The 25,502-nt window shown below is 37.1% G+C and carries 28 protein-coding genes and 1 pseudogene; 9 read left to right on the top strand and 20 right to left on the bottom strand.

Annotation, left to right across the window (positions count from 1 at the left end; all coding sequences use genetic code 11):
* Positions 1–516 (bottom strand): zinc ribbon domain-containing protein, encoded by a 516-nt coding sequence (locus tag MBBTH_RS06975; RefSeq protein WP_165814046.1) that lies wholly within the window; start codon positions 514–516, stop codon positions 1–3.
* A gap of 37 nt (positions 517–553) precedes the next feature.
* Complete coding sequence (locus MBBTH_RS06980; protein ID WP_116592339.1) at positions 554–1,621, bottom strand: metallophosphoesterase; 1,068 nt, start codon at positions 1,619–1,621, stop codon at positions 554–556.
* Positions 1,622–1,712: 91 nt separating this feature from the next.
* On the opposite strand from MBBTH_RS06980, the gene MBBTH_RS06985 reads away from it, so the two are divergent.
* Positions 1,713–2,834, top strand: a complete 1,122-nt coding sequence (locus MBBTH_RS06985; protein ID WP_116592340.1) for an AAA family ATPase — start codon at positions 1,713–1,715, stop codon at positions 2,832–2,834.
* Positions 2,835–2,838: 4 nt separating this feature from the next.
* On the opposite strand, the gene hemA is transcribed toward MBBTH_RS06985, so the two are convergent.
* The 3 genes from hemA to MBBTH_RS07000 are packed head-to-tail and all read right to left on the bottom strand — an operon-like array spanning position 2,839 to position 5,139.
* On the bottom strand, positions 2,839–4,038 hold the full coding sequence (gene hemA / locus MBBTH_RS06990) for a glutamyl-tRNA reductase (RefSeq protein WP_116592341.1): 1,200 nt from the start codon (positions 4,036–4,038) through the stop codon (positions 2,839–2,841).
* Complete coding sequence (locus MBBTH_RS06995; protein WP_116592477.1) at positions 4,035–4,655, bottom strand: precorrin-2 dehydrogenase/sirohydrochlorin ferrochelatase family protein; 621 nt, start codon at positions 4,653–4,655, stop codon at positions 4,035–4,037. The genes hemA and MBBTH_RS06995 overlap by 4 nt, the downstream gene beginning before the upstream one ends.
* Position 4,656: 1 nt before the next feature.
* Positions 4,657–5,139, bottom strand: coding sequence for a methanogenesis marker 9 domain-containing protein (locus tag MBBTH_RS07000; RefSeq protein WP_116592342.1), 483 nt, complete (start codon positions 5,137–5,139; stop codon positions 4,657–4,659).
* Positions 5,140–5,318: 179 nt separating this feature from the next.
* Here MBBTH_RS07000 and MBBTH_RS07005 point away from each other — a divergent pair, with 179 nt between their 5' ends.
* Positions 5,319–6,005, top strand: a complete 687-nt coding sequence (locus tag MBBTH_RS07005; protein ID WP_116592343.1) for a M48 family metallopeptidase — start codon at positions 5,319–5,321, stop codon at positions 6,003–6,005.
* Between the two features lie 40 nt (positions 6,006–6,045).
* Here MBBTH_RS07005 and atwA read toward each other — a convergent pair whose 3' ends face one another.
* The 6 genes from atwA to MBBTH_RS07030 all read right to left on the bottom strand — a co-directional run bounded on the left by atwA (position 6,046) and on the right by MBBTH_RS07030 (position 11,580).
* Positions 6,046–7,644: a methyl coenzyme M reductase system, component A2 gene (gene atwA, locus MBBTH_RS07010; RefSeq protein WP_116592344.1), complete on the bottom strand. Its 1,599-nt coding sequence runs from the start codon at positions 7,642–7,644 to the stop codon at positions 6,046–6,048.
* A gap of 73 nt (positions 7,645–7,717) precedes the next feature.
* Positions 7,718–8,428, bottom strand: a complete 711-nt coding sequence (locus MBBTH_RS07015) for an MJ0144 family RNA dihydrouridine synthase-like protein (RefSeq protein WP_116592478.1) — start codon at positions 8,426–8,428, stop codon at positions 7,718–7,720.
* A 30-nt stretch (positions 8,429–8,458) separates the two neighbouring features.
* A complete protein-coding gene (locus MBBTH_RS07020; protein ID WP_116592345.1) occupies positions 8,459–9,220 on the bottom strand; it encodes a GTP cyclohydrolase III in 762 nt (253 codons plus the stop codon).
* Between the two features lie 18 nt (positions 9,221–9,238).
* Positions 9,239–10,144 carry a 2-phospho-L-lactate transferase gene (gene cofD, locus MBBTH_RS11000; protein ID WP_207773345.1) on the bottom strand — a complete coding sequence of 302 codons (906 nt, stop codon included), beginning with the start codon at positions 10,142–10,144 and terminating at the stop codon, positions 9,239–9,241.
* A gap of 9 nt (positions 10,145–10,153) precedes the next feature.
* Positions 10,154–10,927, bottom strand: a complete 774-nt coding sequence (locus tag MBBTH_RS11005; protein WP_207773347.1) for a coenzyme F420-0:L-glutamate ligase — start codon at positions 10,925–10,927, stop codon at positions 10,154–10,156.
* 26 nt (positions 10,928–10,953) lie between these two features.
* On the bottom strand, positions 10,954–11,580 hold the full coding sequence (locus MBBTH_RS07030) for an IMP cyclohydrolase (RefSeq protein WP_116592346.1): 627 nt from the start codon (positions 11,578–11,580) through the stop codon (positions 10,954–10,956).
* Here MBBTH_RS07030 and MBBTH_RS11240 point away from each other — a divergent pair.
* On the top strand, positions 11,499–11,849 hold the full coding sequence (locus tag MBBTH_RS11240; protein ID WP_369333585.1) for an SET domain-containing protein-lysine N-methyltransferase: 351 nt from the start codon (positions 11,499–11,501) through the stop codon (positions 11,847–11,849). The genes MBBTH_RS07030 and MBBTH_RS11240 overlap by 82 nt on opposite strands.
* A gap of 30 nt (positions 11,850–11,879) precedes the next feature.
* On the opposite strand, the pseudogene MBBTH_RS11245 reads toward MBBTH_RS11240, so the two are convergent.
* From MBBTH_RS11245 to MBBTH_RS07055, 5 genes and pseudogenes are all read right to left on the bottom strand, one after another.
* Positions 11,880–12,008 (bottom strand): annotated as a pseudogene (locus tag MBBTH_RS11245) (ExbD/TolR family protein); the annotation flags it as partial.
* A gap of 8 nt (positions 12,009–12,016) precedes the next feature.
* On the bottom strand, positions 12,017–12,856 hold the full coding sequence (locus MBBTH_RS07040) for a MotA/TolQ/ExbB proton channel family protein (RefSeq protein WP_116592348.1): 840 nt from the start codon (positions 12,854–12,856) through the stop codon (positions 12,017–12,019).
* Between the two features lie 96 nt (positions 12,857–12,952).
* Positions 12,953–13,567 (bottom strand): ribonuclease HII, encoded by a 615-nt coding sequence (gene rnhB, locus MBBTH_RS07045; protein WP_116592349.1) that lies wholly within the window; start codon positions 13,565–13,567, stop codon positions 12,953–12,955.
* Positions 13,568–13,607: 40 nt separating this feature from the next.
* Complete coding sequence (locus MBBTH_RS07050; RefSeq protein ID WP_116592350.1) at positions 13,608–14,681, bottom strand: rod shape-determining protein; 1,074 nt, start codon at positions 14,679–14,681, stop codon at positions 13,608–13,610.
* 2 nt (positions 14,682–14,683) lie between these two features.
* Positions 14,684–15,322 carry a hypothetical protein gene (locus MBBTH_RS07055; RefSeq protein ID WP_116592351.1) on the bottom strand — a complete coding sequence of 213 codons (639 nt, stop codon included), beginning with the start codon at positions 15,320–15,322 and terminating at the stop codon, positions 14,684–14,686.
* 405 nt (positions 15,323–15,727) lie between these two features.
* Here MBBTH_RS07055 and MBBTH_RS07060 point away from each other — a divergent pair, with 405 nt between their 5' ends.
* Genes MBBTH_RS07060 through MBBTH_RS07075 form a run of 4 tightly spaced genes read left to right on the top strand, consistent with a single transcriptional unit; the run spans position 15,728 to position 18,782 of the window.
* Entirely contained in the window at positions 15,728–16,423 is a 696-nt protein-coding gene (locus MBBTH_RS07060) for an archaetidylserine synthase (RefSeq protein WP_116592352.1), read from the top strand.
* A 59-nt stretch (positions 16,424–16,482) separates the two neighbouring features.
* The gene (locus tag MBBTH_RS07065) at positions 16,483–17,655 is read left to right on the top strand and encodes a DUF515 domain-containing protein (RefSeq protein ID WP_116592353.1); all 1,173 of its coding nucleotides are present in this window, start codon (positions 16,483–16,485) and stop codon (positions 17,653–17,655) included.
* 36 nt (positions 17,656–17,691) lie between these two features.
* Positions 17,692–18,411 carry a sortase gene (locus tag MBBTH_RS07070; RefSeq protein ID WP_116592354.1) on the top strand — a complete coding sequence of 240 codons (720 nt, stop codon included), beginning with the start codon at positions 17,692–17,694 and terminating at the stop codon, positions 18,409–18,411.
* A complete protein-coding gene (locus MBBTH_RS07075) occupies positions 18,411–18,782 on the top strand; it encodes a dihydroneopterin aldolase family protein (RefSeq protein WP_116592355.1) in 372 nt (123 codons plus the stop codon). The genes MBBTH_RS07070 and MBBTH_RS07075 overlap by 1 nt, the downstream gene beginning before the upstream one ends.
* On the opposite strand, the gene mfnA is transcribed toward MBBTH_RS07075, so the two are convergent.
* The 3 genes from mfnA to rplJ all read right to left on the bottom strand — a co-directional run bounded on the left by mfnA (position 18,779) and on the right by rplJ (position 22,931).
* Positions 18,779–19,936: a tyrosine decarboxylase MfnA gene (gene mfnA / locus MBBTH_RS07080; RefSeq protein WP_116592356.1), complete on the bottom strand. Its 1,158-nt coding sequence runs from the start codon at positions 19,934–19,936 to the stop codon at positions 18,779–18,781. The two genes, MBBTH_RS07075 and mfnA, sit on opposite strands and share 4 nt — an antisense overlap.
* A gap of 60 nt (positions 19,937–19,996) precedes the next feature.
* Positions 19,997–22,273 carry a phosphoenolpyruvate synthase gene (gene ppsA / locus MBBTH_RS07085; protein WP_116592357.1) on the bottom strand — a complete coding sequence of 759 codons (2,277 nt, stop codon included), beginning with the start codon at positions 22,271–22,273 and terminating at the stop codon, positions 19,997–19,999.
* A gap of 175 nt (positions 22,274–22,448) precedes the next feature.
* Positions 22,449–22,931 (bottom strand): 50S ribosomal protein L16, encoded by a 483-nt coding sequence (gene rplJ, locus MBBTH_RS07090; protein ID WP_116592358.1) that lies wholly within the window; start codon positions 22,929–22,931, stop codon positions 22,449–22,451.
* A gap of 201 nt (positions 22,932–23,132) precedes the next feature.
* Here rplJ and MBBTH_RS07095 point away from each other — a divergent pair, with 201 nt between their 5' ends.
* Together MBBTH_RS07095 and MBBTH_RS07100 are read left to right on the top strand one after the other, a co-directional pair.
* Positions 23,133–23,363 carry a KEOPS complex subunit Pcc1 gene (locus MBBTH_RS07095; RefSeq protein WP_116592359.1) on the top strand — a complete coding sequence of 77 codons (231 nt, stop codon included), beginning with the start codon at positions 23,133–23,135 and terminating at the stop codon, positions 23,361–23,363.
* A 76-nt stretch (positions 23,364–23,439) separates the two neighbouring features.
* Entirely contained in the window at positions 23,440–24,420 is a 981-nt protein-coding gene (locus MBBTH_RS07100; RefSeq protein WP_116592360.1) for an LIM domain-containing protein, read from the top strand.
* On the opposite strand, the gene MBBTH_RS07105 is transcribed toward MBBTH_RS07100, so the two are convergent.
* Positions 24,397–25,491 carry a nucleotidyltransferase family protein gene (locus tag MBBTH_RS07105; protein ID WP_116592361.1) on the bottom strand — a complete coding sequence of 365 codons (1,095 nt, stop codon included), beginning with the start codon at positions 25,489–25,491 and terminating at the stop codon, positions 24,397–24,399. The two genes, MBBTH_RS07100 and MBBTH_RS07105, sit on opposite strands and share 24 nt — an antisense overlap.
* Between the last annotated feature and the right edge of the window lie 11 nt (positions 25,492–25,502).

Consider the following 25,502-nt stretch of genomic DNA (forward strand, 5'->3'; position numbering starts at 1 on the left):
CTAATAATCCTTTACGGAATCAATCAAATCATCCATGTCCTTGAAAAGGGCATTAATATCATCATCATCTTCCTTATTTGAACTTAACTGAATCACAAGCTCATTAATCAAATCTTCCATCTTGTCAATGAAAGCGTTCAAGGTGACTATCTTGTTTTCAATCTCCTTTTCGACAATGGCGTTTTCGCCGTCATCCAATTCAATCATCTTTCTTGCAACGGTCAGCTGATTGTCAAACATTCCATTGGATTTCCTGATGGTTGCTGTGAATTTCTGGTATGACATGTGTGATGGGTCAAAAAGCTTTTCAACAAGCTCAGTGGCTCTCCTCTGCTTTAATTCATATTCCTGTTCGATTTTGTCAACTTCCTCCTCATATTTGGAAGGCATGTGAACCCTTTGCGGTTCGGGATCGTGGTAGACCTCCTTTCCGCACTGTGAACAGAAATGTTGGCCAGGGTCTAATTTGGCACCGCAGTAAATGCAAAAATGATTGTGATTGTCCTCTAAAGTCATATACTTATAATTTCCCATATGAATTATATAAACTTACTCATGGTTTCCTGAGTTTCAGAACCACGATTTCACTGTCGGTTCCCCATCTCATTGGAGTGTCCATCGAACCTACACCGGTCGTTACATGAATATATTTTCCCAAATCGTTTTTGAACAGTCCAATGTTATATTCAAACATCCTGTTTGCAAACCATACCATCGGATAGAACTGCCCTCCGTGAGTGTGACCGGACAACTGAATGTCAAAGCCCAAATCTGAAAACTCCTTCCACTTATACGGCACATGATAGTTGATTATATTGACCATATCATCTCTTATCAATGACTCATCGATTTGCGGAACTTCCCTATCCCCAAAACTGAACGTCAATCCGAAAATGTTCAAACCGTTCAATTCAATTGAATCATTGTCCAAGACTATAATTCCCGCATTCTCACAGGCTTCAATGACGTTTTTGATGCCTGGATAAAAATCATGGTTTCCCGGAGTGAATATTATTGGCATGCTAACCTCACTTAACGCCTCAAAATCATTTTCTTCAACTATTGATGAGCCATCTGCCAGATCTCCTGAGATGATTGCTAGCTCACAGGTGTCTTCAAGTTCCTTCAATTTATCAGCAATCAGCTCTGTAATCTGCCTGTGGCGGACAGACCCGAAATGCACATCTGACAAATGGGCGATGTTGATGTCTTTCTCCAGATTATTTAATGTTATGACCTTTTCATTGACAATCAACCTATGGGCCTTGTAATAGTTGTAAACTCCCAAAATTGGGACAATAGCCAATAGCGCCAGATTCATTTCAAATGACAAATCGACAAATGAGCCAATCAGATAAATGACAATGATGTCTATCAGAAAAATTACTGAAGCCCACATCCAAACTCCACTGACTGTCGAGAGGAACCTTGTAATCTTGCGTGACTTTTGAGCCTCGAACAGCATTGGCATGAAGTGAATCAAACCAATAATTATTGTTAAAATTAAAATGTAGGCATCATCCAATCCTCCCAACAATAAAAAGATATATTTAAGCAGGAAAAACTCAAACAGCATGTAAAAGGGAGTTATGAATAACACTCTTCTTGTTCTGAAACTCATGAATCAACCTCTTAAATTAGTATATTTCACTAAGTATTTAAATTATTAAAACAAATGTTATGAATATGATAAAATTCAGGAGGGGAAATATTTGAAAAGTGACAACAAACAACTGGAAATTAAAACAACCAACCAAAAACTGCAAATAACCGAAAATGAAAACAAAGAATTTGCCAAATTAGTTGTTGTGAAACCTGTAGGATACCCTTTCGAATTCAATCTGATGGATGGTGAAATAGAGATTACCAACACCAAACTATTTGAGGAATATGCCCGTGACCAGTGGTTGGGCCTGGTTGTGCGTGAGAAGTCACACCTGTTCGACCAGAAAATTATTCCGGATTATGGTTTTGAAATCGTGACCGCAAAACCTAATAACTCAATAATTACTGAAAACACCAAAATCAAGATTATTACCGACGAGATTGATAAGAAAAATGACAATAAAATCAAATCAAATGTCCACCTTTCAGACATTGTCGGCCAGGAAAATGCCAAACAAAAAATTAAGGTCATAAAAAAATATCTTGAAGACCCTGAACGTTTCGGACCATGGGCTCCTAAAAACATCCTGTTTTATGGACTTCCAGGTACCGGTAAAACAATGCTTGTCAAAGCGCTTGCAAACGAGCTTGAGGTTCCATTGTATCTGGTTAAGGCAACATCCCTTATTGGGGAGCATGTCGGTGATTCCTCATCCAAAATACAGGACCTGTTTAAAAAGGCATCTGAAAATGCTCCATCAATAATATTCATAGATGAGATTGATGCAATTGCACTTCACAGATCATTCCAATCACTTAGGGGAGACGTTTCCGAAATTGTCAATTCCCTTTTGACTGAAATGGATGGAATCAATGAAAATGAGTCTGTCATAACCATTGGCGCTACAAATAACCCTTCAAGTCTTGATTTAGCAGTTAAAAGTAGATTTGAAGAGGAAATTGAATTTAAATTGCCTAATGAAAATGAAAGATTGACCATTATGGAAAACAACCTTAAAAGCATGCCTTTGGATTATGATTTAGATTTAGAAAAATTAGTTAAATTGACCAAGGGACTGTCCGGCAGGGACATTAAGGAAAAGATTCTTAAGACCTCCCTTCACAATGCAATATCCAATGACTGCGACATCATCACTATGCAAAACGTTGAATACGCATTAAATAATATGAAAATTAAAGATTCCGACATCAAGGGCATGTTTGAATAAGACCCTAATCAGAATCGAAAATATATTGGGCTGCTTCGAGGACATCGGTGTTTTCGGCTTTTGCAGCTTTTTTAACGTTTTTTGAAATGTCGAAAAATATCTTATTTACAATGGAATTTGTTAAATTATTTAATATTTTATCACTGCCATCTACATTAGACAACTTCGCACTTGCTTTTTGAGTTTCACGTTGTCTTATCTCTTCCATAGATGCTCTTAAATTACCAAGAAGTTCATCAACTTCCATTATTTTAAACGATTCTTTGAGTAAAATGAACTCATCATTGATGATGTTTTCGGCTTCACCGAATTCCTTGATTCTGAGCTTAGTATTTTCATCGGCGATTTCCCTCAAGTCATCAATGTTGAATGACTTGACGCCCAATTCACACACATCATCGGAAATATCACGAGGATTGGCAATATCAACCATCATAACATCTTCATAATCCATATCAATGCCTAAAAGACGTTCCTTGGTGATAATCGGATGGGGAGCACTTGTGGCACTAATCACCAAATCGGCATTGGCCAAATACTCTTCCAAATCATTGAACAGAATAGCTTCACCGCCCAAATCCTCAGCCAACTGGACCGCAACATAATAAGTCCTATTAGCAACAAAAATGGCGTGTAAATCCTTTTCCGCCAAAGCCTTGGCAACCAATCTGCCCATTTTACCTGCACCAATAACCAAAACTGACTTGTCATCAAGGGTGCCGATATGCTTTTCAGCCAAATCGATTGCTGCCGAACCTATTGAAACTGAACCCTTATTGATATTGGTCTTGTTTCGTACAACCTGTCCAACATGAATCGCCTTTGTGAAAATGGCATCGAGAGATTTGCCACAGTGATGATTCTTGGCAGCCTTATGCTTTGCGTCCTTGACCTGGCCTAAAATTTGGTCTTCACCAACAATCATTGACTCCAGACCTGAAGTCATCCTGAGCAAATGCATAACGGCGGATTGACCATATTCAATTATGATGCTTTGATTTTCGTGAGACAGCAATTCATCATCCTCTGAAATGAAATCATTGTTAATGTAATATTCCTTCCTGTTGCATGTTGAAATCTCAACATACTCTCCAATTGAATATTTTTCCTGCAATTCCTGAAACAGATCATCCATATCCTTTGAAATGTTTTCCATGGACTGAATGTCCGCAATCTTATGGTCAACTCTTAAATTAAGTATCACTGTAATCCCCTTATTAAATTATCAATATAATCCTTAGCCTTACCGATTTCCTTATTCTTAATCATGGCGTTAATCTCATCATCCTCAAGGATTTCGTAAAGATAAGTTCTTCGCTCCTTTTGGTCATCGATGATGTCTTTTAAACGGCTTCTTGCATAATCCTGAAGTTCAATCTCCAAAATGTCCTCTTCAGTGATTATTGATTGGATTTTCTTTCGCAATTGTCTTGCCATCAATGGACTTTTGCCATTTGTAAAAATAGATATCTCAATATCCCCAATATTGAAGCTTGTCGGGACAATGACATTGCCCTCTTGAGGATAATCCGCACGATTGATTAGCTTATCGCCGGAAATCTTAAAAACATAATCGCATAACTTCTCATCACCGCTGGCGATTACAACCAAATCACACCAATCGACCAGCTCATCGACATCGTCGGTGGAGCATAGTATTGCACCTTTGGCCTTCAGTTCATCGGAAATCTGATTTCCCGCCAATTTAACTGATGCGCCATGGTCCAAAAACTTGTTGGCCCTTCTTGTTGCAACCTCGCCGGTGCCTAAAATAAAAACATTTAGATTTGATGTTTTTAAATAAAGAGAAGTCCAATCCATTTTAATCAGAATTTTCAAGAGATTTTGCATGTAAAACTTTTACAGCAGCTCTCAAATCATTATTGCATTCGGTCAAAACATTCATGGCTTCTATTTTTGAGACGTTGAATGTTTCTGCCAATGCTTCTGCTCTTTCATCAGGGTTAGGTTTTTTGACACCAACCAATCTTTCAGATAACTGTTTTTTTAAATCCAAATACTCGTCATGACTCATTCCCATATTTCTTAAAGTCATGTCCCTTAATGGGCAAGGCTTTGATGGTTTGCAACACCATACAAGTGATCCAAAACAGGTCCCTGCTCCTTCGCCTAATCTAGTTTCTCTTCCAAATTGAATCTTGATATCCACAAACTCTTGTGGGGTTAAATTAACTTCCTGTAATGCGTTCAAGACAGGGCATGGTTTAACTGGAGGGCAGCAAAAAGCAAGTCCTCTTACATCTCCCCCTCTACAAATATGAGATGGTGCATCTTCCCAAGTCATAACAATCCTCCAAATTTAAGTTCAATTCTCCTTATAATCATAAAATAATAATATAATTTATTTAAACTTTGAATATATAATCTTTTTTATAAAAGATAATTTAAACTTTAAATTCACAGATGGAAAAAATAAAATTATTAATAATAACGTTTTTAAACATCATTTACTTATTTTAATATATGGGAAAAGAAATAATTTCAATCGAAGGAATAACCATCACATTATATCGCAAAAACATTAAAAACATGTACCTTCGAGTCTTACCGCCAAACGGTGAAGTCAAGGTTTCGGCGCCACTGTTCGTATCCGATGGCGAAATCATTGAGTTCATCAGGCTACGCAAGGATTGGATTTTGGAAAAGCAAAAGCTGATTTCGCAAAACAAGATAAAGGCCCCATTGAAATACGTCAATGGGGAAACACACTACCTCTGGGGAAAGGAATACACCCTGCAACTCATCAAAAACAATGTCAAGAATGTTCTGGTGGATGAGGAAAAGTCAATCATTTACCTGCCTGTTCCTAAAAGAAGCACAATCGAGAAAAGAAAAAACATTCTGGATGAATTCTACCGTGAAGAGTTGAAAAAGGCGATTCCTCCTGTTTTGGACAAATGCACAAGGATAGTTGGGAGAACACCCACCAGCGTAACCGTTCGCAAAATGAAAAATTGGGGAAACTGCAAAAAGGACGGCAGAATCACATTGAACCTGAATCTTGCAAAAAAAGATGAAGAATTTTTAGAATATGTTATGATACATGAACTGTGCCATCTGATTGAATTCAATCATGGAAAAAACTTTAAAAAACTAATGGATAAATTCTGTCCAAACTGGAAAAAAATAAAAAAAATAGGAAAACAATAATCAAATTGTTTTCGCAAGATGTTAGGTTTTACAACCAAAACTATCTTTCTTTAAGCATGTCTTCTTTTTCATCAGGAGTTAACTGATCAACAATCTCTTCAGGAGTGCCCACATCAAGGAGCTTACCTCCTCTCATTAAGGCTGCCCTGTCACAAACATCCAATACGAAATCCATATCGTGAGAAACAATGATGAATGTTTGTTCTAATTCAGCACGAGCTTTTAAAATTGAGTCAGTAACATTTACACGAGTAATAGGGTCCATAGTACCTGTTGGCTCATCCAAAATGATTAATTTAGGTTCCTTGATTAAAACCTGTGCCAAAGCAATCCTATGTTTTTCCCCTACACTTAATTGATCAGGATATTTCTCTAAAATCAAAGTAGCATCCTTCTCGTCAAATCCTACAGTTACCAAAGCATGAATAGCTTGGATTTTACCAAATTCCGCAGGCAAATCTAAACTGATAGCATCAGTTAAGTTACCTAAGATTGTTCTGTGAGGATATAATGAATATTCTTGGTGCAACAAACCGATGTAAGGCATGATACGGCCACGATTGAGCGGTCCGACTTTGGTCATGTCAATCCATTCATCACCAAGCTTGATTTTAATGTCTCCGCTACTTGGTTCGGTTAATCCCATCAGCATTCTGGTAGTGGTTGTTTTACCGGAACCACTTAAACCTACAATACCGAATATTTCTTCATTATTAATTGTGAGGTTAATTCCGTCAACAGCCTTGACCACACCACGTTCAATGGAGTAATAATGCTTTTTAACATCTTCAAGCACAACTTCCGGTTCACCGAACTCTGGAATTTCAGGCTTTTTAGGAACAGGAACTGTTTCCATGAAGTGGTCGACAACTACATGTGGATCTCCCTCTTCTTTAATTTGACCATTCTCTAACCAAATTACATTGTCTGCAAGTTCGGTCATTACTTCTGGCCAGTGAGATGTGATTAACATAGTGATGCCTTCATCTTTGACACCTTCTTTTAATGTATTATGAAGTTTTACTGCAGTTTGAGGGTCTAAGGTACCTGTTGGTTCATCTGCTAAAAACATCATTGGATTTTTAGCCAATTGTCTTGCAAGAACTACTCTTTGTTTTTCTCCCCCACTTAAATCACGGGCAACGTGAGTAATCCTGTGGTTCATCTGAACCATTTCCAATAATTCTAAAGCGGCATATAAACCTTCTTCATATTCAACGCCTTCAGGCATTGCTCTCATAACGTTTTCAATAACTGTTTCTTCATCATACAAAGCGAAGTTACGTTGTAACATGATGGAAATTCTTCTTTTAATGCTTGCGAATAATTTCCTTTCTGCATTAAAGAAATCTACTTCCTTAGCCTCATAAGTTCCACCACAACGACATTTCTCGCCAGCATGAGATGGGGATTCTACAGCCAAACAATCTGGGCAAACCGCAATATTCATTATAATATTACCTGCATCAGGCATGTATTCTTTAGTACCCCTAAGCATGTTAATTAAAACGGATTTACCGCTTCCACTACGTCCCAATATACCTAAAGTCTCTCCTTCATTAATCTTTAAATTAATATCTTTAAGAACATCAACACCATCAAAAGTTTTGGTAATATTCTTAAGAGTTATAAAATCCATGTAATCACCTATTGAAATTATCTTTATTTAAAACCATTAATAAGATTTACTAATAACAATTGTTTTAAATTTTTTAAAAATCAGTAATATTAAAATCTAAATTTCCGGAAATGATTGAACGAGCTATTGAAAATCCATCAACTCCAGTGTCAATCATTTTTTCAAGATTTGCACGTGAGTTTACGGAATTATTTCCAATAACCTTAATATTAACATTATTACAAATATTTCGCAAAAGTTCCCAGTCCGCTTCAAAGACACCTTTTTTCATGGCATCAATATGTAAGTAGTCAGCACCTGCATCTTCAATCAGACTTGCAATTTTTAAAGTATCGATTCCATCAACATTTGCACGAATCTTGACTGAAACCTCACTTCCAACATTATCAACGACTTGTGAGATAAAATCCTTTAAATCTGCACGATTCAGCATTTCCTGGCCACAGCCAATGGCTACAATTTCATCCTGGCGACAATGACAATTAATTTCAACAATATCCAAATTTTCAATATTCCCAACTTCAATTATTGGCTGCGGAGTTGTTGATCGCACATTCGCTGAAACTTTTACATTACCGTGAACTTTCTTAATTGAATTTACTTCATTTTCAATGTGTGTAAAGATTTCATCCAAGGGAAAATCGAATTCCTTCCTTCCCCTTTCAATGATTTTCTTACTGGCTTCAATAGTGGGCTCATCCAAACTATATCCGCCTAAAGTAGCTACATTAAAACCCTGTGGAATAACCTTATTTAAAAAATCAGCGTCAGTTATTCCAGCCATGGGAGCAACTACTTTCAACATGAAATTTCCTCAGTATTCCTTTTCAATGACCCATGTCCACATTTCATTGTTATGGGCACGGATTTCTTCAAGACCAATATCGGCCATGTATGCAGCATCTTCAGCGTTTTTACCTCTTCCTATACCTGCTTTAAGTTTGATGCCTATTTCCTCATCGATTTCCACCATGATATCTTCAATATCCTGTTCGGATAATCCGTTACATGGGGACATGAAATTGTCTCCTCCGATGAAGAACAGCAATGCTCCTTTCTTGATTAATTTGGTCATTAAGTAATGTTGAGCTTTGTTGACCATGAAACTTGTATCAAAAGCTGATTCGATATCAGTTAAGGTTTCTGTTACGCTGTTAATGTCAATGTGAGCCGCTTGAACGAAACTGTCTTCTTCACTTACTAAACTATCTACAGCTAAAATTTCTTTTCTTTCTCCAGATTGAGCGCTTCCTGCCTTTTGAAGAGCGATTGTTGCTAATTTTTGAGCTTCATGAGGGGTTTCAGCTGCGCCTACACCCATACTTATGGTAATTGGGTATCTGTTTCTAATTGACCTTTGGATTCTTAAGTGGTCTTCTTCGTCAAGCCCATTTGAAATAGCTAATAAATTGTCAAATCTTGTAAAGAAAACAAGACCTTTTTTATTACCAAAATGATTGTTTAAATCAGCAAATAGATTTGCTTGAAGCATTTGTAAATCAGATTCAGTTCTCGGCCTAGGAGTAACAGTCCATGGACCATAATTGTCAATTTGTATTAATGTCATTTGTATCATTTAATATTCGCCTCTTTCCTAAGGAATACTATCTATAATAATTTGTGCTAAATTTTTCTTAACACCTAAACTATTCATTATTGTATTTGTAATTGTTACCTTATTAATTATTTGCTTTAATTGTGGTTCCAAATTTGAATCTTTATCATCAATAACAATATTATCTAAAAAGTCTTTGTATAAATCTGCAACACCGACTGATGAAACTTCAATGTCCAAAGCTTTCATGAACTTGCTTGCAGGACCTGAAACCGCATCAGAACCTATGATTGGTGAAACTGCAATGACATAGGTGTCCTTAAGCGCTTCACGAACGCCTTCTAAAGATAATATCGGCAATATTGAAGTGATTGGATTTGATGGACCTATAATTACTGCCTTTGAATTCCTAATTGCATCGACAACCCCTTCGGACGGAGCCACATTGGAAAATCTCAAGTCAAGAACTTCAGGTTCTGACTGGTGCTTGATTAGGAAATCATGGAACTCCAGCTCTCCGATATCTGAAACGATTGTGATTTCAGAATCCTCTTCGCTCATTGGAATTATTCTGGATTCTATGCCCATGTTTTTCGCCTGAATCTCACATGCCCTTGCAAGGCCATACTTTTCCATCAATTGGGTTTTCTGGATTTTGGTTGCACGGTCAATGTCCCCTATCCTCAGCAATTCGGGACATCCGATCTCAGCAAGCCTTTCATGGGTTATGAAGGTATCTCCCTTGACGCCATACCAGAACTCATCATTGATCATGTCAGACATTGTGTATAATACAGTGTCAATGTCCGCTGAAACATAAACGCCTGAGAAATAGTCATTTTCCAAGGTATTGACAATTATAGTCAACTCCTTAGTGTCAACGATTTCCTTGATTCCTTGCAATAATTTTGGGGTCCCTGTTCCTCCTGATAAAACAGTAATCATGATACTCACCTATTTTCTAAATACATCTGCTGTTTTTGGCATTAAAACCGGTTTGATGTTTGAATCCACATTACGCAAATGGTCAAAACTGTCAAATCCGCGTATAATAACAACCGGCAGGCCCTCATCAGCCTGTCCCATTATAAGTGATGCTGCAGCAGACAATTCGTCGCAGGTTGCGATTTCGGTTGTTTCCAGTTCACGGCCGTATAAGTCTTTCTCTCCTACCCTTTTCCAGATTGGGGAAATTCCAGAACAACCTATGGCAGTTCCTATAGCTCCAAATCTGAAAGCCCTGCCTTGAGTGTCAGTGATGATGACTGCAATTTCCTCACCGAACTCATCCTCTAAGAATTCACGAATCTCACGGGCGGACTTGTCGGCATCCTTAGGCATAGGGGTTGCAAGACCGTCACCGACGTTTGACTCGTCAATGCCTGCATTTGCACAGACAAAACCTTGAGTTGTTTCAGTGATGATGAAATTTGGTCCAACACGAACAACCTCATTTGACTGGTCCAATATGGCCTGAACAATTTTTGGGTCTTTTCCTGCCTTTTCAGCCAATTCAATGGCTTCATCAGATGGAGTCAATTCATCCAATCTGATGAAATTCTCCTCGGCTTTGGAAATTAAGGTCTCAGCAATCAGAATTATGTCACCATGGACCAGATTGCAGCCCTGCTTTTCAATAGCCTCTTTAATAATAATTGAGATGTCACTGTTCCCATCAATAATGGGAATATCCTCTAAACCAAATAATTCAATACTCATAATAATCATCTAAAACAATTAAAAAAAAAGAAAAATTATGGATTATAGACATCAATAGTCCATTCTCCATCAAAAACAGCAGCACAAGAGGTTACCGGTTTTTCATAGTTGGCAAAAACACCTTCATCAAAAATATATTTTGCAGCTTCGGTTGATGTTTTGGCTTCGAAGTCAACCTTATCAGGCACCTGACTGCCGTAAGTTGAAATGAATGCCGCTTCACCAAATGGCACTTCTTCAACTAATATTTTTTTATCGTTGACAATACCTATGTAACATTCATATTTGTCCTCTTCGGCATTGGCTGTTACAACAGCGGCTATCCTTGGAGTGTTATAGTCATCCTTTTCATAATCCATGGTAAGCAATGAATATGCAAGAGCATCCCTGATATTCATCCCTACAGCCAATTTATCTGCTATAACGTCGGTTTGAGATCCATTGGATACAACAGCCTTGTCATCGACGATGCAAACACTATTGTATGCTATATATGGGCTCTGGTAGATATCATTTTCAAAACCTTCTTTTGGAACAATAGATGCGCTATCATCAAATCCTAAACATCTCCTATTTGGAAATGACCTGCTTGATACCCTATAAGCTACAAAAGGTTTACCTTCACTATTCATACCACTTGATAAAATTCTTCCTGTATACATTTTCATTCCTCAAATTAAACTTCTGGACGTTGGACAGCTTGGTCAACGGAAATTCCTGGAGGTGTTTCAATCACGATTTCACCAGGTTTAATAATGACTTGTCCTTCATCAATCACTCTTGCTTGAACACCAACTGCACTGCCCGCTATCGCATCCGACCGGTCTTGGCCGTTAACTGTAACTTTATGCAAGTTAGCAACAGGCACAACATAATATTCCTGGTCACCGGAAACATCAGTGACATTAGGCTTTCCAGTGCCCTGATCTAAATCGTCGGCAGTGTCAGCTTGAACATCAGTAGCTGAAAAATTACTTGTAACAACTAAAAAAATCATTATTGTGAAAAGAATATCAATGAAAGGAACTAAATTAATACTAGGTTTTTGATCCAAAAACTTCTTTTTATGTTTTCTAACATCAATAGCCATCTAATCACCTATTGTTTTAGCTTACTTTCAGTAATTTCAGCGTTAACATTACATTTCTCTAAAATAATATTCGCAATACTTTTATCCAGCATACTTGGTTTAAACGAAACCTTGATATTGGCATAAGGATCAGATATCAGTCTGGTATTTACAACACCTTCCGCTTCCTGTAAAGCTTCAAGCGCACATTCCACATTGGAATCTACCCTAACCTTAACTACTGCATAACCCCAATTGGTCATTTTTGTAGCAAGTTCAATCTTATCCATTTCCGCTTCGATAAGCCCTTGGATGTAAGTATATGTAGGCAACAGCACAATGGCCACTAAAAGACCCATAATTGTGGTAGTTAAAGCAACATAAATACCTTCAGCCATTGCTGCAGAATCAGGATGAACTCCTAATGATTTGAAAGTCATCCAGATACCGATAACAGTACCAATCAAACCTAAAAACGGAGCAAGTTCTGTGATTGTCTTGATGGTGCTTAAACCTTTGGTCATCTTAGCAACCTCAACAATGAAAATCTGCTCCATACTTTCCTCTACTTCGGTTTTGTTCTTGTAACCGATTTTTAAGGTTTCTGAAATAATTTTAGAAATAGGATTTTTAAAACCATTAATTTGTTTTAAAGCTTCAACAGCTCCGCCCCTTTCCATAGAAGCAGTTACAACACCAAATATCTCGGTTGTATCAACTTTACTAATTTTCCTAAGATATGCGATTTTCCTTAATGCAATAATTAGACCATAAACCCCAACGAAAAGAATTATGTATGTGATAATTCCACCTTGGGAAAATATGTCCACTATCCCATCAATGAACGGCATAATATACTCAACAATCATTTTTATCCTCTTTAAGTATTATCTTGAAAATTGTTTTATAAGAATATTATATAAATTCATATACTTAAATATTATTTAAAAAAAATAGTTTTAAACTCATTTCATTTTAGCAACAGTGTTCCAGGACCTTCTCACAAAATCAGGCATCTCATCATATGTATAATTCTCAAGGAATTTTTTGGTTGTTGGATCGGACGGATAACCAGAACCGATACCACCTTGCTTGATAAATTCCTTATTGATTTCAGCTATTTGAGCATCCCTTTCGGCCTTGGCGATAATGGATGCCGCACCAACCTGAATGTAAGTGTCATCTGCCTTGTGTTCTGCTATAACGTCAAAACCTGTGTCCTTTCGCAGATTTTCCTGGAATCTTTCAGCCTTAACATCCACTGCATCAACAATGGCCCTTTCAGGTTTCATTCTTAAAATAAGTTCTTCCATTGCATTTTTCTCTATCTCATTGAGATTAATGCCTTCTGCCCTCATCTCATCAATCTGGCGGGCAGTGATTATAATCATGTCATATTCAAACATTTTCTTCAGTTTACGGGATAAGATAGTACGTCGATTAGGAGTCAGCCTTTTGGAATCCTTAACGCCCATTCTACTGAGTACCTTTTCCATTTTTTCAGGAACTATAACTCCTGCAATAACCATAGGACCTAAAACAGACCCTCTGCCCGCTTCATCAACACCTAAAATATCCATAAAAATCAATAAAAAAAAGAAGTGAAATAAAAAGTTAATTTTATTTCATAGCCCTAAGACGGACTTCAGGTTCTAAAGCTAACGGCTCTGCAGCAACGATTGCAGTACCTTTTGCCACAACAGTCATTGGATCTTCTGAGATTTCCACAGGAATAGAGATTTCATCGAAAATCCTTTCTTTCAATCCACGGAGTCTTGAACTTCCACCTACACAGACGGAATTGTTATAAACACCCATCATTAATTCCGGAGATAATCTTTCGAGGATTACGTTTAATCCGTCAACGATTTGTTGCATGTATGGTTCGACTGCGTCTGCAACGAGCATTGAATCAATGACTACTTTTTTAGGCCTGTTGGTTTCCAAGGATTTACCGATAACTTCAACACTTAAGTTTTCGATTTGTTCTGAACTGTGTACCATACCAACTTCAATTTTAGCGGATTCCGCATCATGAATACCAATAGCTACATCATATTTTTCTGCTACAAGTTCAACAATCTTGTTATCGATATCGTCTCCACCACATCTAACGGTTTCAATATCATTAATGCCTCCGAGGGAGATAATCACAATATCAGTTGAACCTGCACCAATATCTATAACCATGGTACCGTTTGGTTCTGCAATAGGCAATCCTGCACCAATAGCAGCAGCTAATCCTTCACTGATTACTAGAATATTTTGTGCACCAGCTTTTCTGCCGATTTCTTCAGCCGCATTTTTTTCCACTTCGGATGCGTCTCCTGGAATACCTATGACAATTCTTCCTACGGTTTCGCCTTCATTTATACCGATTTGCATTGCTTTGATGAGTAATGCTTGTGCTTGTGCGACATTTTCAATTACACCTTTTTTCAAAGGCCTTACTGCTAGAATATCTTCAGGAGTTCTTCCGAGCATTCTTTTTGCTTCTTCACCAACAGCTAAAACTTCAGTTGGATCATCTTTTTTAACGGCGACCACTGATGGAATTTGATATAAATCAAATTTGTCTCCTGAAGGTTTTGCTATAACAGTGTTTAAAGTTCCTAAATCAATTCCTAAACTATTACTGATAACTTTAGTGTTTTCAGTTTCTGGTACTTCTTCCTCGTTTCCAAAAATATTCATGATTAATCCTCCGTTACAATATCTCTAAAATCGATAACGAAAATCTTATTAGATGTAGCTATACTTTGAACTTTTCCAACATCACCATCATTATCAACGGACATTAAAATTGTAGACAATACAATTTCATTAGCATTGTAAAATGGTTTTAAAGCAGACTTAATGAAATTAGGCAATTTTACCTCGTTATTTATATCAACATCAATGAAATTGGTGGTTTGAGATTCCTTTATGATTGCAAAAGGAATTTTGGACTTCTCAAGGACTGAGACAGTGCTTCTAATAACATCATCAGGAGCAACCAGAACCATGATGTTCGGCTCTTGATTTAGATATTCTCTTGCAACTTCTACAAATGCTCCACCACGTTTGCGAGTCTCATTTTTGAAATCGTTAAAGATTAAAGTGTTTCCATGAAGCATGATAAAATCGAATTTCTTATCCAATTTTCCTTCCTTAAGGACCACATGTTCCCTGAACAGTATTTTAACATTATGATTGGATGCAATGGCCTTGTAAGCCATGTCGTCAATCAAATCAACATTTCCTGCAATCACACACCAGTTTTTGACTATTTTATTGCTCCCATCTGATGATACTCTTGCAGCCTGTCTAAGAACACGTATATTATCTTCAATCATTTAACTACTCGCAGTTTATTAATATAAATTATTCCCCAATATAAACGGCAAATTTCAACAAAAATATTGAGTTAAATCAGAAAAACAATCCCAATTTGTCCAATAAATGTAAAATCTACTACGTTTATTTAAAGTCTAACAATTAATATTTATTAAAAATATTATTATATATATTTTATCTTTTAATCGATTTTTTTAAAAAATATTGTTAAAAAAATAATTTTTACATAAATAAAGCATTAAATACCTTATAAAAACAAAAATTAAATAAGGAAATAAGCAAATAATAGAATATAAAAAGAATAACATAGGGATATTAAAAAAAATATTAATATATCAAAATGCATTGGAAAACAAGCCAAAATTAATAAAAGATAAAATGTAATTTATTACTGGAGTTAAAATATGAGTAACATGGAAACAAATATGAAGAGTTTTATAGCAATATCCGACATCATATCATTACTGAATATGTGTTCAGGATTTTTAGCGATAATATGTTCAATAAACAAGAATTTTGAACTGGCTGCAATCCTGATGATCATTGCAATCATATTTGACTCAATCGATGGTTGGGTAGCACGCAAAACAAACAGGCAAGACGATTTGGGATTCGGAAAAAACATTGATTCCCTATCAGATGCCATTTCATTTGGAGTTGCACCTGCTATATTCCTATATAGCTGCATTAACACCACCCCAGGCATTAACCAAGTAATAGTGATTCCAGTCAGCCTAATGATTGTAATCTGTGGCGTCTTAAGACTGACAAGATATAATGTAATTGCTGATAAAATCGATACCAAGGATTTCATAGGTTTTCCAATCCCTGGAATATCATTCATTCTAGCAACATTCTATCTGACAGGACTGTTCAATCCTTATGTTGCATTGATATTGAGCATCATCGTTTCACTGCTGATGGTGTGCAATATCCAATATCCGAAATTTGACAATATCCCATTGATTGCAATTTCAGCAGTTTTAATCCTGATATTGATATTGCAAATCAAGCTTGTCCTATTCAATGTCAACATTGCAGCGATGCTGCTGTTAGTGTTCTGCCTATACTACCTGATAATTAATTTAATTAAAAGATGAGACACCTTACTCCTACTAATTAAATTAACCATCATTAACACCATTTAGGAGTAATAAAAATGAATAGAAAACCAAGAGATCCATTACACCCTCGAGGTTTTGAGGAAACACAGGAATTGAGAAATCAAATTACAAGAGACTTCCCGAAACCCAACAAAAAAGAAGAAAAAGATGAGTTATCACCATTAAAAAAGCTGAACCATAAGCTTGGAGTTTATCTCTCACCGAAAACCACTAGCATAAGTGACGAGGAGAAAAAAAGGAAAATAGGAGTTATCATATCCACAATCATCATAATAACCCTAGTAGTTTCCGCATATTACTTTATAATATATGAACCAACACAGGAACAGCTGTCCATTGCAAAGACAACCAAGCTGAATGAACTGCATGACCTCTACTCAGGGGCATTGGCAACATCCCCGAACGCATTATTGCTCGAAAACAAGATAAATGATGCCCAAAGCCCTGAGGAAATAGAGACAATAAACATACTGACACCCGCAACAAAAGACTGGAAATCCTATCATAAAAAATCAATTGGCTTAAACCAGGACAGATACAACAGGACAATGGCAGTATATGAAAACGAAAGCAAAAACACAATAATCCCAATATCCGAAGCGATGGAGATAGTGAATGAAAATGACGCCACAATCCTTTCAAAAATTAAATTCGAAGAGCCGAACACAGTTTCAGTGCCGATACTTGTTTCAAGACTGCAGGCGGGAGCGGGACTCGTCAAGGTCGGCAGCGTTGTTGACATCTACACAAACTACAATTCAAGCGATGATAACTACACAACAAACAGCAGCGCACCCAAAATAAGCGGATGCACCGTCCTTTCAATCATGAGATATGAGGAAAACGGGGAAATCGATTCTGAATATTCAAAAACAAAAATGACAGTGAAGGGAAACGACACATATCCTCGGGAAAACACTCGGGGCTTCTCATCAGATGTCCTGGAAATGATCAAGGGCGCAATTGTCAACGGATATGATGAGAATGAAACCTATAAAATGCTTGAAGACTACGGCGTCAAGCTGTCAAACTATGAAAGGGAAATCAATCTTGGAGACCTGGACGCTCAGTACATGCTTTTGATTGAAACCCCTCAGGAGAAGGTCAATTATGTTCTGAACAACATGGACAATATCGTTCTAACAATACCCACGTCCGAAGCTCCAGACTGGATGGTGAAGGAAATCAATTCAACATACCAAAATTAAGAAAAGTATTATATTAGATTTGACAAATGAGATATTATGAACAAGCCTACTATTTCAACAATTATCATTATTGTCTGTTTATTAATAATTGGATTGTACGCAATGGGGGAAGTGAATTACTTTTCTTCAAAAGTGGCCGTTGAAAGGAACATTGACAGCCCCAAGATAATAATCCCCTCAATCGGTGTTGATGAAAAAATAAACAACGAATCATTAAATCAGGGAGTTTTAAGCGATCCAGGACAGAACATCCCAACAGAAAACTATGTTGCATTATATGGTCACCGAACCCTTCAGGGCTCACCGTTCTTAAGATTGAATGAGCTTTCAGTTGGAGATTCATTTCTGCTGGAATGGCCGGGCGTCGGGGAACTGAATTACACCGTGGTTAGCAACACAATCGTTCCTGCAACTTTCGAGCTGGCTGACATAGGTGGAAACGGAAGCTACCTAATCACCTGCGACCCTATAGGATCCACCGAAAACAGGATGATTGTCCAAGGGGAATTGGCCAGTAAGAATCCGATAAATACAACAATTCTTAAGAACAACCCTCAGGAATCAAATGCGCTGATAATTACAGTCATATTCCTTGTGATTGGATTGGCATTCAGCTTTTTCTATCCAAAAGACAATAGGATATACATTCTGGCAACCGTATTAATCATAGCGGCGATACTCTTCTACTGCTGCATCAATCCAATCCCGTCAGAGATAATATATGAAAAGATAATATTCTTAAATGGAGGATTATAATGGACGTTGATAAAGAATACTTCTCAAACATTACAACAAGAGAAAGAGCGATTTTCGAAGGCGCTATCAGTATGGGAGCCCTGTTCCATCAGTTTGTAGGAACACCTGTCAACAAGGACACCAAAAAAAGTCTGGAGACAAGCATGGAGGAATCCTTAAAACTGCAGCCTGCAATCGAGGATGTTGAAGTTGAAATCAGATTCGACAAGCTCGAGGAGTCAATGACCGAATTTGACTACACATCCCTTACAGGAGACATGCTGGACGTCAAAATCCATACAAAAGTAGAAAACGTTAAAGCAATAATACGCATTGAATTCATAGAAGAATTAAACTATCCGTTGATGTATGTTGAAAAAATAGAAGATTAAAATATTTCTTTTAAATCTTCTAACAATTCTTCTAAATGATTTCTTTTTATATGATTCATCAGGACTACCCTAATGGACACAGGACATTTGGCGACTGAAACTTTCCAATTCAATTCTTCTAATTTTTGAGCCAAGACATTCGCATCCATATCAGGATGGTTAAAAGCTACAATGTTTAGTTCAGGCTCGCAAACAATCTCATAACCTATTTCTTTTAATCCTTCAGCGAAAAATGCAGTGTTATCCATTAATTCCTTAGCTATTTTTGAATAACCTTCCTTTCCAAAATATTTCATTATGGCATAGGTGGCAGCGGAAGACGCTCCTAAACGAGTTCCCACAATTGTTGACTGAGTTTTAACGGTCAAATATGGTGAATCGACAGCCATAACATCCAAATATTCTTCACATCTAAAGATTATTCCTCCAGCAGGAATTGGGGCAAGACCCATCTTGTGTGGATCGACGGTTATGGAACAAACACCCTCAAGTGAAAAATCAAAAACTGGCAAGTCATACCCGATTCTTTTCAGGAAAGGGATTGAAAACCCGCCAAATGCTGCATCCACATGGAAATAGATATTGTTTTCATGAGCTATTTTTGAAATGTCCTCAATAGGGTCGATTAATCCCAACTCAGTTGTTCCCGCAATCGCAACAATAGCCACTGTCTTATCGGATATCGCTTCCCTTACGGATTCGACATCAATTTTATAATTGTCATCCAATTTGGCCTCAACAATCCTTAGATTCAACATGTCTGCAGCTTTCTTGAATGAAAAATGTGCGGAATCCGGGATGATGATTTCACCATCAACGATTCCCTTATATTTTCTGGCATGATTTCTTGCGGCGCGTATCGCCATGAGATTGGCTTCAGTTCCACCGGTCACGATATTACCATAGGCTTTATCCAAGGACAACATTTCTCCAATAGACTGTATGACCTTCTCTTCAATGAGTTTGGTTCCTTTAAAAAGTCCCGGATCTCCCAGATTAGTGTCCAGAAATTTACAGTAGACTTCCTTTGCAAACGGATGTGCCTCTGTACACATTGACCCCAGGATTCTACCGTTGGCATAATCATGGTCCAATCTGTGAAGTTCCTCCAACTCCCTAAGGATATCTGCTTTATCTATTGGTTTATCGTCCATAAAGTAACCTATCAAAAATAATTAAAATAAAAATAAAAAATTAAAAAAAGAATAAAAAGATTATTCTAGACGTTTACGGGCAGCGTCAAGAATAATTTTTTGTTCAGCACGAGCAACTGTTTTTCTCACATCAGCAATAGCATCAGTATTTGATGATACACTTGTGATTCCGAATTCAACAAGTTTTTCAACAATGTGAGGTACACTACCTGCTTGACCGCAGATACTACATTTGACACCTGCTTCTGCACATTTTCTGATTGTTCTTTCAATCAGTTTCATTACTGCAGGGTGTTCTTCTGAGTAGTGTTTTGCCACAAACTCGTTGTTTCTATCAACTGCAAGAGTGTATTGGGTCAAGTCGTTGGTTCCTAAACTTACAAAGTCGATACCAACTTTAATGTATTCATCAATCATTATTGCAGCTGCTGGGATTTCAACCATCATACCGAATTCAACATCCTTGTGAGGTTCAAATCCAACTTCGGAACAGAGTGCTTTTGCTTGTTTGAGCTCTTCTGGACTTTGTGATAATGGAATCATGATTCCAATGTTTGTGTATCCTTTTTCGTGTAATTTCTTAATAGCTTTGAATTCACATTTAAGGATTTCAGGTTGATCGAGCTCTCTTCTGATACCTCTCCAACCGAGCATTGGGTTGTGTTCCCTAGGTTCGTTTTCTCCACCTTCCAATGTGATGAATTCATCTGTTGGAGCATCCAAGGTTCTGTACCAGACAGGTCTTGGATAGAATGCGTCAGCCACAATTTGGACATTGTCTGCAATTGTGTCGATTAGTTCGTCTTCGTTTCCGTCAGCAATGAATTTACCTGGGTGAATACCTGAGGTTAACATTAAGTGTTCGGTTCTTAAAAGTCCAACACCATCAGCGCCGGTTGCTGCTGCTTTTTCAGCTGCTTCAGGCATACTTACATTAGCTTTAACTTCAGTTACGGTTATGATTGGAGCTGCTTCAACGGATCCTGCAGCAACAGGTGCTTCCTCTTTGGTTTGTGAGATTCCTTCGAATACTAATCCTTTTTTACCGTCTAGGGTAACTCCGGAATTTTCTACCAAAGTGGTTGTAGCGTCACCGGTTCCTACAACACAAGGAATTCCAAGTTCTCTTGAAATAATTGAAGCGTGACAGGTTACTCCACCCTCATCGGTTACGATACCGCTTGCTCTTCTCATAGCAGGTACCATATCAGGAGTGGTCATTGTAGTAACCATTATGTCTCCGTCTTTAATCTTATCTAATTCGTCAATGTCTAGAACGATTTTGACTGTTCCTGCAGCCATTCCAGGACTTGCTCCGAGACCTCTAACAAGAACATCACCTAAATCTGAGGATGCGTCATCAGCTGCCTCTTCAGCTCCACCTAAAGTGGTGATTGGTCTAGCTTGCAATAAGAATAGCATGTCTTTTTCAAATGCCCATTCGGTATCCATAGGTTCGCCGTAATGAGCTTGAACTGTTTTACCCATTTCAGTTAATTGAATGAGTTCATCATCAGACAATACTCTTTCTTTCCTTTTATCTTCAGGAACTTCGATTTTTACACTTGTACCATCTTCATCATTAGTGTACATTACTTTCTTGTCACTGATTGTGACATTGACTATTTCATTGTTCCTCTTATCAACTTGATAGTTATCAGGGGTTACATCTCCGGAAACTACAGCTTCACCAAGACCCCATGATCCTTCAATCAATGCGATTTCTTCACCAGTTGAAGGGTTTACTGTAAACATTACTCCTGCCTTGTCAGCAAATGCCATTTTTTGAACAACTACAGCGATATAAACTTTAGAATGTTCGAAGTTGTTTTCCTCCCTGTAGAAAATTGCTCTTGCTTCGAAAAGTGATGCCCAACATTTCCTAATGAATTCAATTACTTCTTCATCACCTGATACGTGCAAGAAAGTATCTTGTTGGCCTGCAAATGAAGCTTCAGGCAAGTCTTCAGCTGTAGCGGATGATCTGATTGCTACATCAGTATCCTCTTCGCCAACCCTTTGGCAAAGTTCGTTATAATATTCACGGATGTACATGACCAAATCATCAGGAATAGGAGATTCCACAATGATTTTTTTAATTTCTTCAGCGGCAGCTTGAAGAGCTTTGGTATCATTAATGTCAGTTTCTTCAAGAATGCTCATAACCTTATCATTAATTCCAGCCTCATCCATGAAGTATTCATAAGCTTGTGCAGTTACTACAAAACCTGGCGGTACTGGAATGCCTGCTTGTGTTAATTCACCTAAATTAGCACCTTTTCCACCTGCAATTCCAATATCGTCCTTACTTAATTCCTCAAATTTTTTAACATACATGAGATTGACCTCTTGAATTGAAAATATCTTACATTGACAAATAAAAATAATTAGCCAATATTATATTTTATTTTATTTTTTAATGTTTAAATATTTAATGAAAAAAGTTATAAAAAAAAGTGGATTAAAAATTAGTAAAAATAAAAAAAGAGTAAAAAGAATAATTAAATAGGGTCTATTTAATTAATTCTGCGCCTTTGTCGACTACGATTTTACATGGAACTGGCATTTTCATGCCTGCTCTTTTGAGTGCGACTTTAGCTTCTTCAAAGTTTTTAGCATTACAGTCGATGGTAATGATCCTTTGATTCTTTTTAACAATAGCTTCAACTGAGATAGGTTTACCGAAAGCGTTTCTCATACCACTTTGTACCCTATCCGCACCTGCACCGGTTGCCATTGGGTTTTCCCTTACGATTTGGTGAGGGTAAACTCTTAATTTTAAGTGGTAACCCATTCTTCCTGCAGCCCTTTGCATTAATCTGTTAGAAGCAACCCTAGCAGCTTCTAAAGAGTTGTGTCTAATTTGAGCAGGTTTTTTAACAGCTAAACTTAATGAAACTGGGAATTCTTCCCTTAAGTTACCCATATCGTATTGTACGATTCTTGAATTTGGGTTTTTTCTAATGTATTCTTTTCTTGTATAAGCACGAACCATAATTATTCCTCCAAGTAAACATAATATGTTTTTAATTAAAAATAGCTAAAAATAGTGATTTTCCAACAATAGCTATATAATAAATTATATCGTAATATAATAGAATACTTAAATATATTGATTAAGTCATTAATAAAGGTTACCATATTTTTGAGATTTTACCACAAAATTATTTTAGATGATAATAACATAATATATTTTATGAAGATAAGTGGGGAAATTGTTTTCACATACAATGACGAAGAGAATGCAAGACTTGTATTCGATTCATTGGAAGTGGATAATGAAAACTATTTGGAATCTAATTTAAACGGAAAATCAATTAACTATAATGTAACAAATGACAAGTTGGGTAGTTTTCTTGCAACTGTTGATGATCTAATCTCTTCAGAGATTGTTGTGGAAAAAATACTAAATAAAACAAAATCATAAAAAGTTTTATATAAATAAAAAAAACATATATAAAATCAATATATTTTATTAATAATTCGTTATGAGAGTGTAATTTATGGAATGCTATTATCATCCTGAAAGAGACGGCACAGATCAATGTGCAATATGTGGAAAATCAATTTGTAAAGAATGTGGATTAGAAATTGCCGGTAAAATTTACTGTAAAGAATGTTTAGAAAAGATTGTAGGACTTGGAATTGACAACAAAGCTCAAAGCGAGCCTCAAGTTGCTGCCAACGAACCTGCCAGACTCAATAAACAACCGGTTGAGGAAAGCGTCTATCAACCTCAAGAAACAATTGAGCCTGTTCCTGAAATCAAACAGATCAGCGATGATTCCCCATATAACATTAAGGATACCACTTATTCTGCAGGCCCTGAATCCTCTTACATAAGTGAATCTGAAGTTGCACAACAAGTGCAAATAGAGCCTGAGCCACAAATTTCTCAAAACGAAATTCAACCTGAAACTATTCAACAAGTTGATAATTCTCAAGATTTCATTTATCCTGACCACTCCTATGAACCAGAGCCAACCAGCGCAAGAGTGGAACTGGAAGACAAATATGAAAAATATCTAGATGATTTGTATTTCGATGAAGCGGAAGTTCCTTTAGACCAACAATTGGCAAAAGATGAAGAGGAATTCGGTTCATTAACCAGACGCCCATACGAACCTAGAGTTGAAGAAGACAATCTCAAGGAAAAAGCTAGAAAACCGGAAACCCCTGAAGAAATGGAAGCAAGAATTAGAGCTGAAATTTTAGCAGAAAAAGACGGTAAAAAAAGAAGAGGCGGCAAAAAGAAAAAAGAAAACATCCACAACTTAAATTATCAGGATGAAAAAGAGCCTATGGGCGTAGTAGATATTCTCTTAACAATAATTTTGATTATTGTAATTTTAGTTGTTATTTACTACCTAATTTACATATTCGTATTACATTCAACCTATCCAACTTTCATTGATGCGATATATGCACTTGGAAACCCACAGAATGTAATAAATAATATTTTAACCCCTCAACCTGAAATTTAAAACATTTTCAGGTTTTATTTTTTCTTTAAATTTTTCTAAACTATCCTTATTTTTATATGCCAATACTCTGATGTTTGACGGATACCTGTCAATATACTCAGAGATTACCTTTTTTGGAATGGGGTTTTCAAGAATGCTCAATACCCTTTGGCGAAAATGAGATGAAAATCCTGGCAATATTGATTTTTCCAAAGTTTCCAAATCGTCATATGGTCCGTTATCAATTATGTTTTTGGCAATCTTTTCATTTAGCAGGTTCAGGGAGGCCAGTTCATCAAGGGAGAAGTTGTTGGCCGTGTTCAAAATCGATTCCACATCACGGATGCCATAGATAATTGAATCGTTGGCTATTTCCCTTTTAAGCACCTCTATTGTTTTTGCGGGCATCATGTCCATGACATTGTCAAAGTCATCCTTCTGAATGCTTTCCCGAATTAGGGTTCCGCTCACTCCCTCTATCCTCTCTACGAAGATAAACTTGCCTGTGTAGTCAAAGCCGATTTTGCTTAATGAATTTGAAAAGGAGGTTATGACGTAGTTGTCCTCTTCCAGCTTTCCCTCAAGCAGTGTCTCCTTTGCAGTCTTGTCGATTACCTTATATGGCTTTGATGCAACATGGTGCCCCATGTTTATCCTTTTCAGAATCTCATCAATACCCTCCACCGGCTTATATCCCCTTGGAATGTAATCGGTGTTCAATGCCTGGAATGTCTTGCACAGGCACAATGAGTATTGGCCGGATCCCATTATTCCCATTGGAGGTCCTTCAACAACTATGTCGGCACCGACTGAAATTGCGATTTCCGCCCTTATTTCCCTCGGCAGTATATAGGGAATTCCCCTTCCACTTCGCTCAAACAATCCCGGCACAACAGCTACAAATAATGAGTCAGGAAACATGTCCTTTGCAGTCTTCAAGCAATGAAAATGACCATTATGCAAAGGATTGTATTCAGTGAAATCGGACACCAGAAGAGTGTCTGATGTGGTGTCGGAAATATTCACTTCAGCATCGCAATCACCATAGAATAACTTCATATCCCTTTTAAGAATATCGGAAACTTGAGACATAATAAAAAATT

It is taken from the genome of Methanobrevibacter thaueri, from assembly GCF_003111625.1.
In the GTDB taxonomy this organism is placed as follows: domain Archaea; phylum Methanobacteriota; class Methanobacteria; order Methanobacteriales; family Methanobacteriaceae; genus Methanocatella; species Methanocatella thaueri.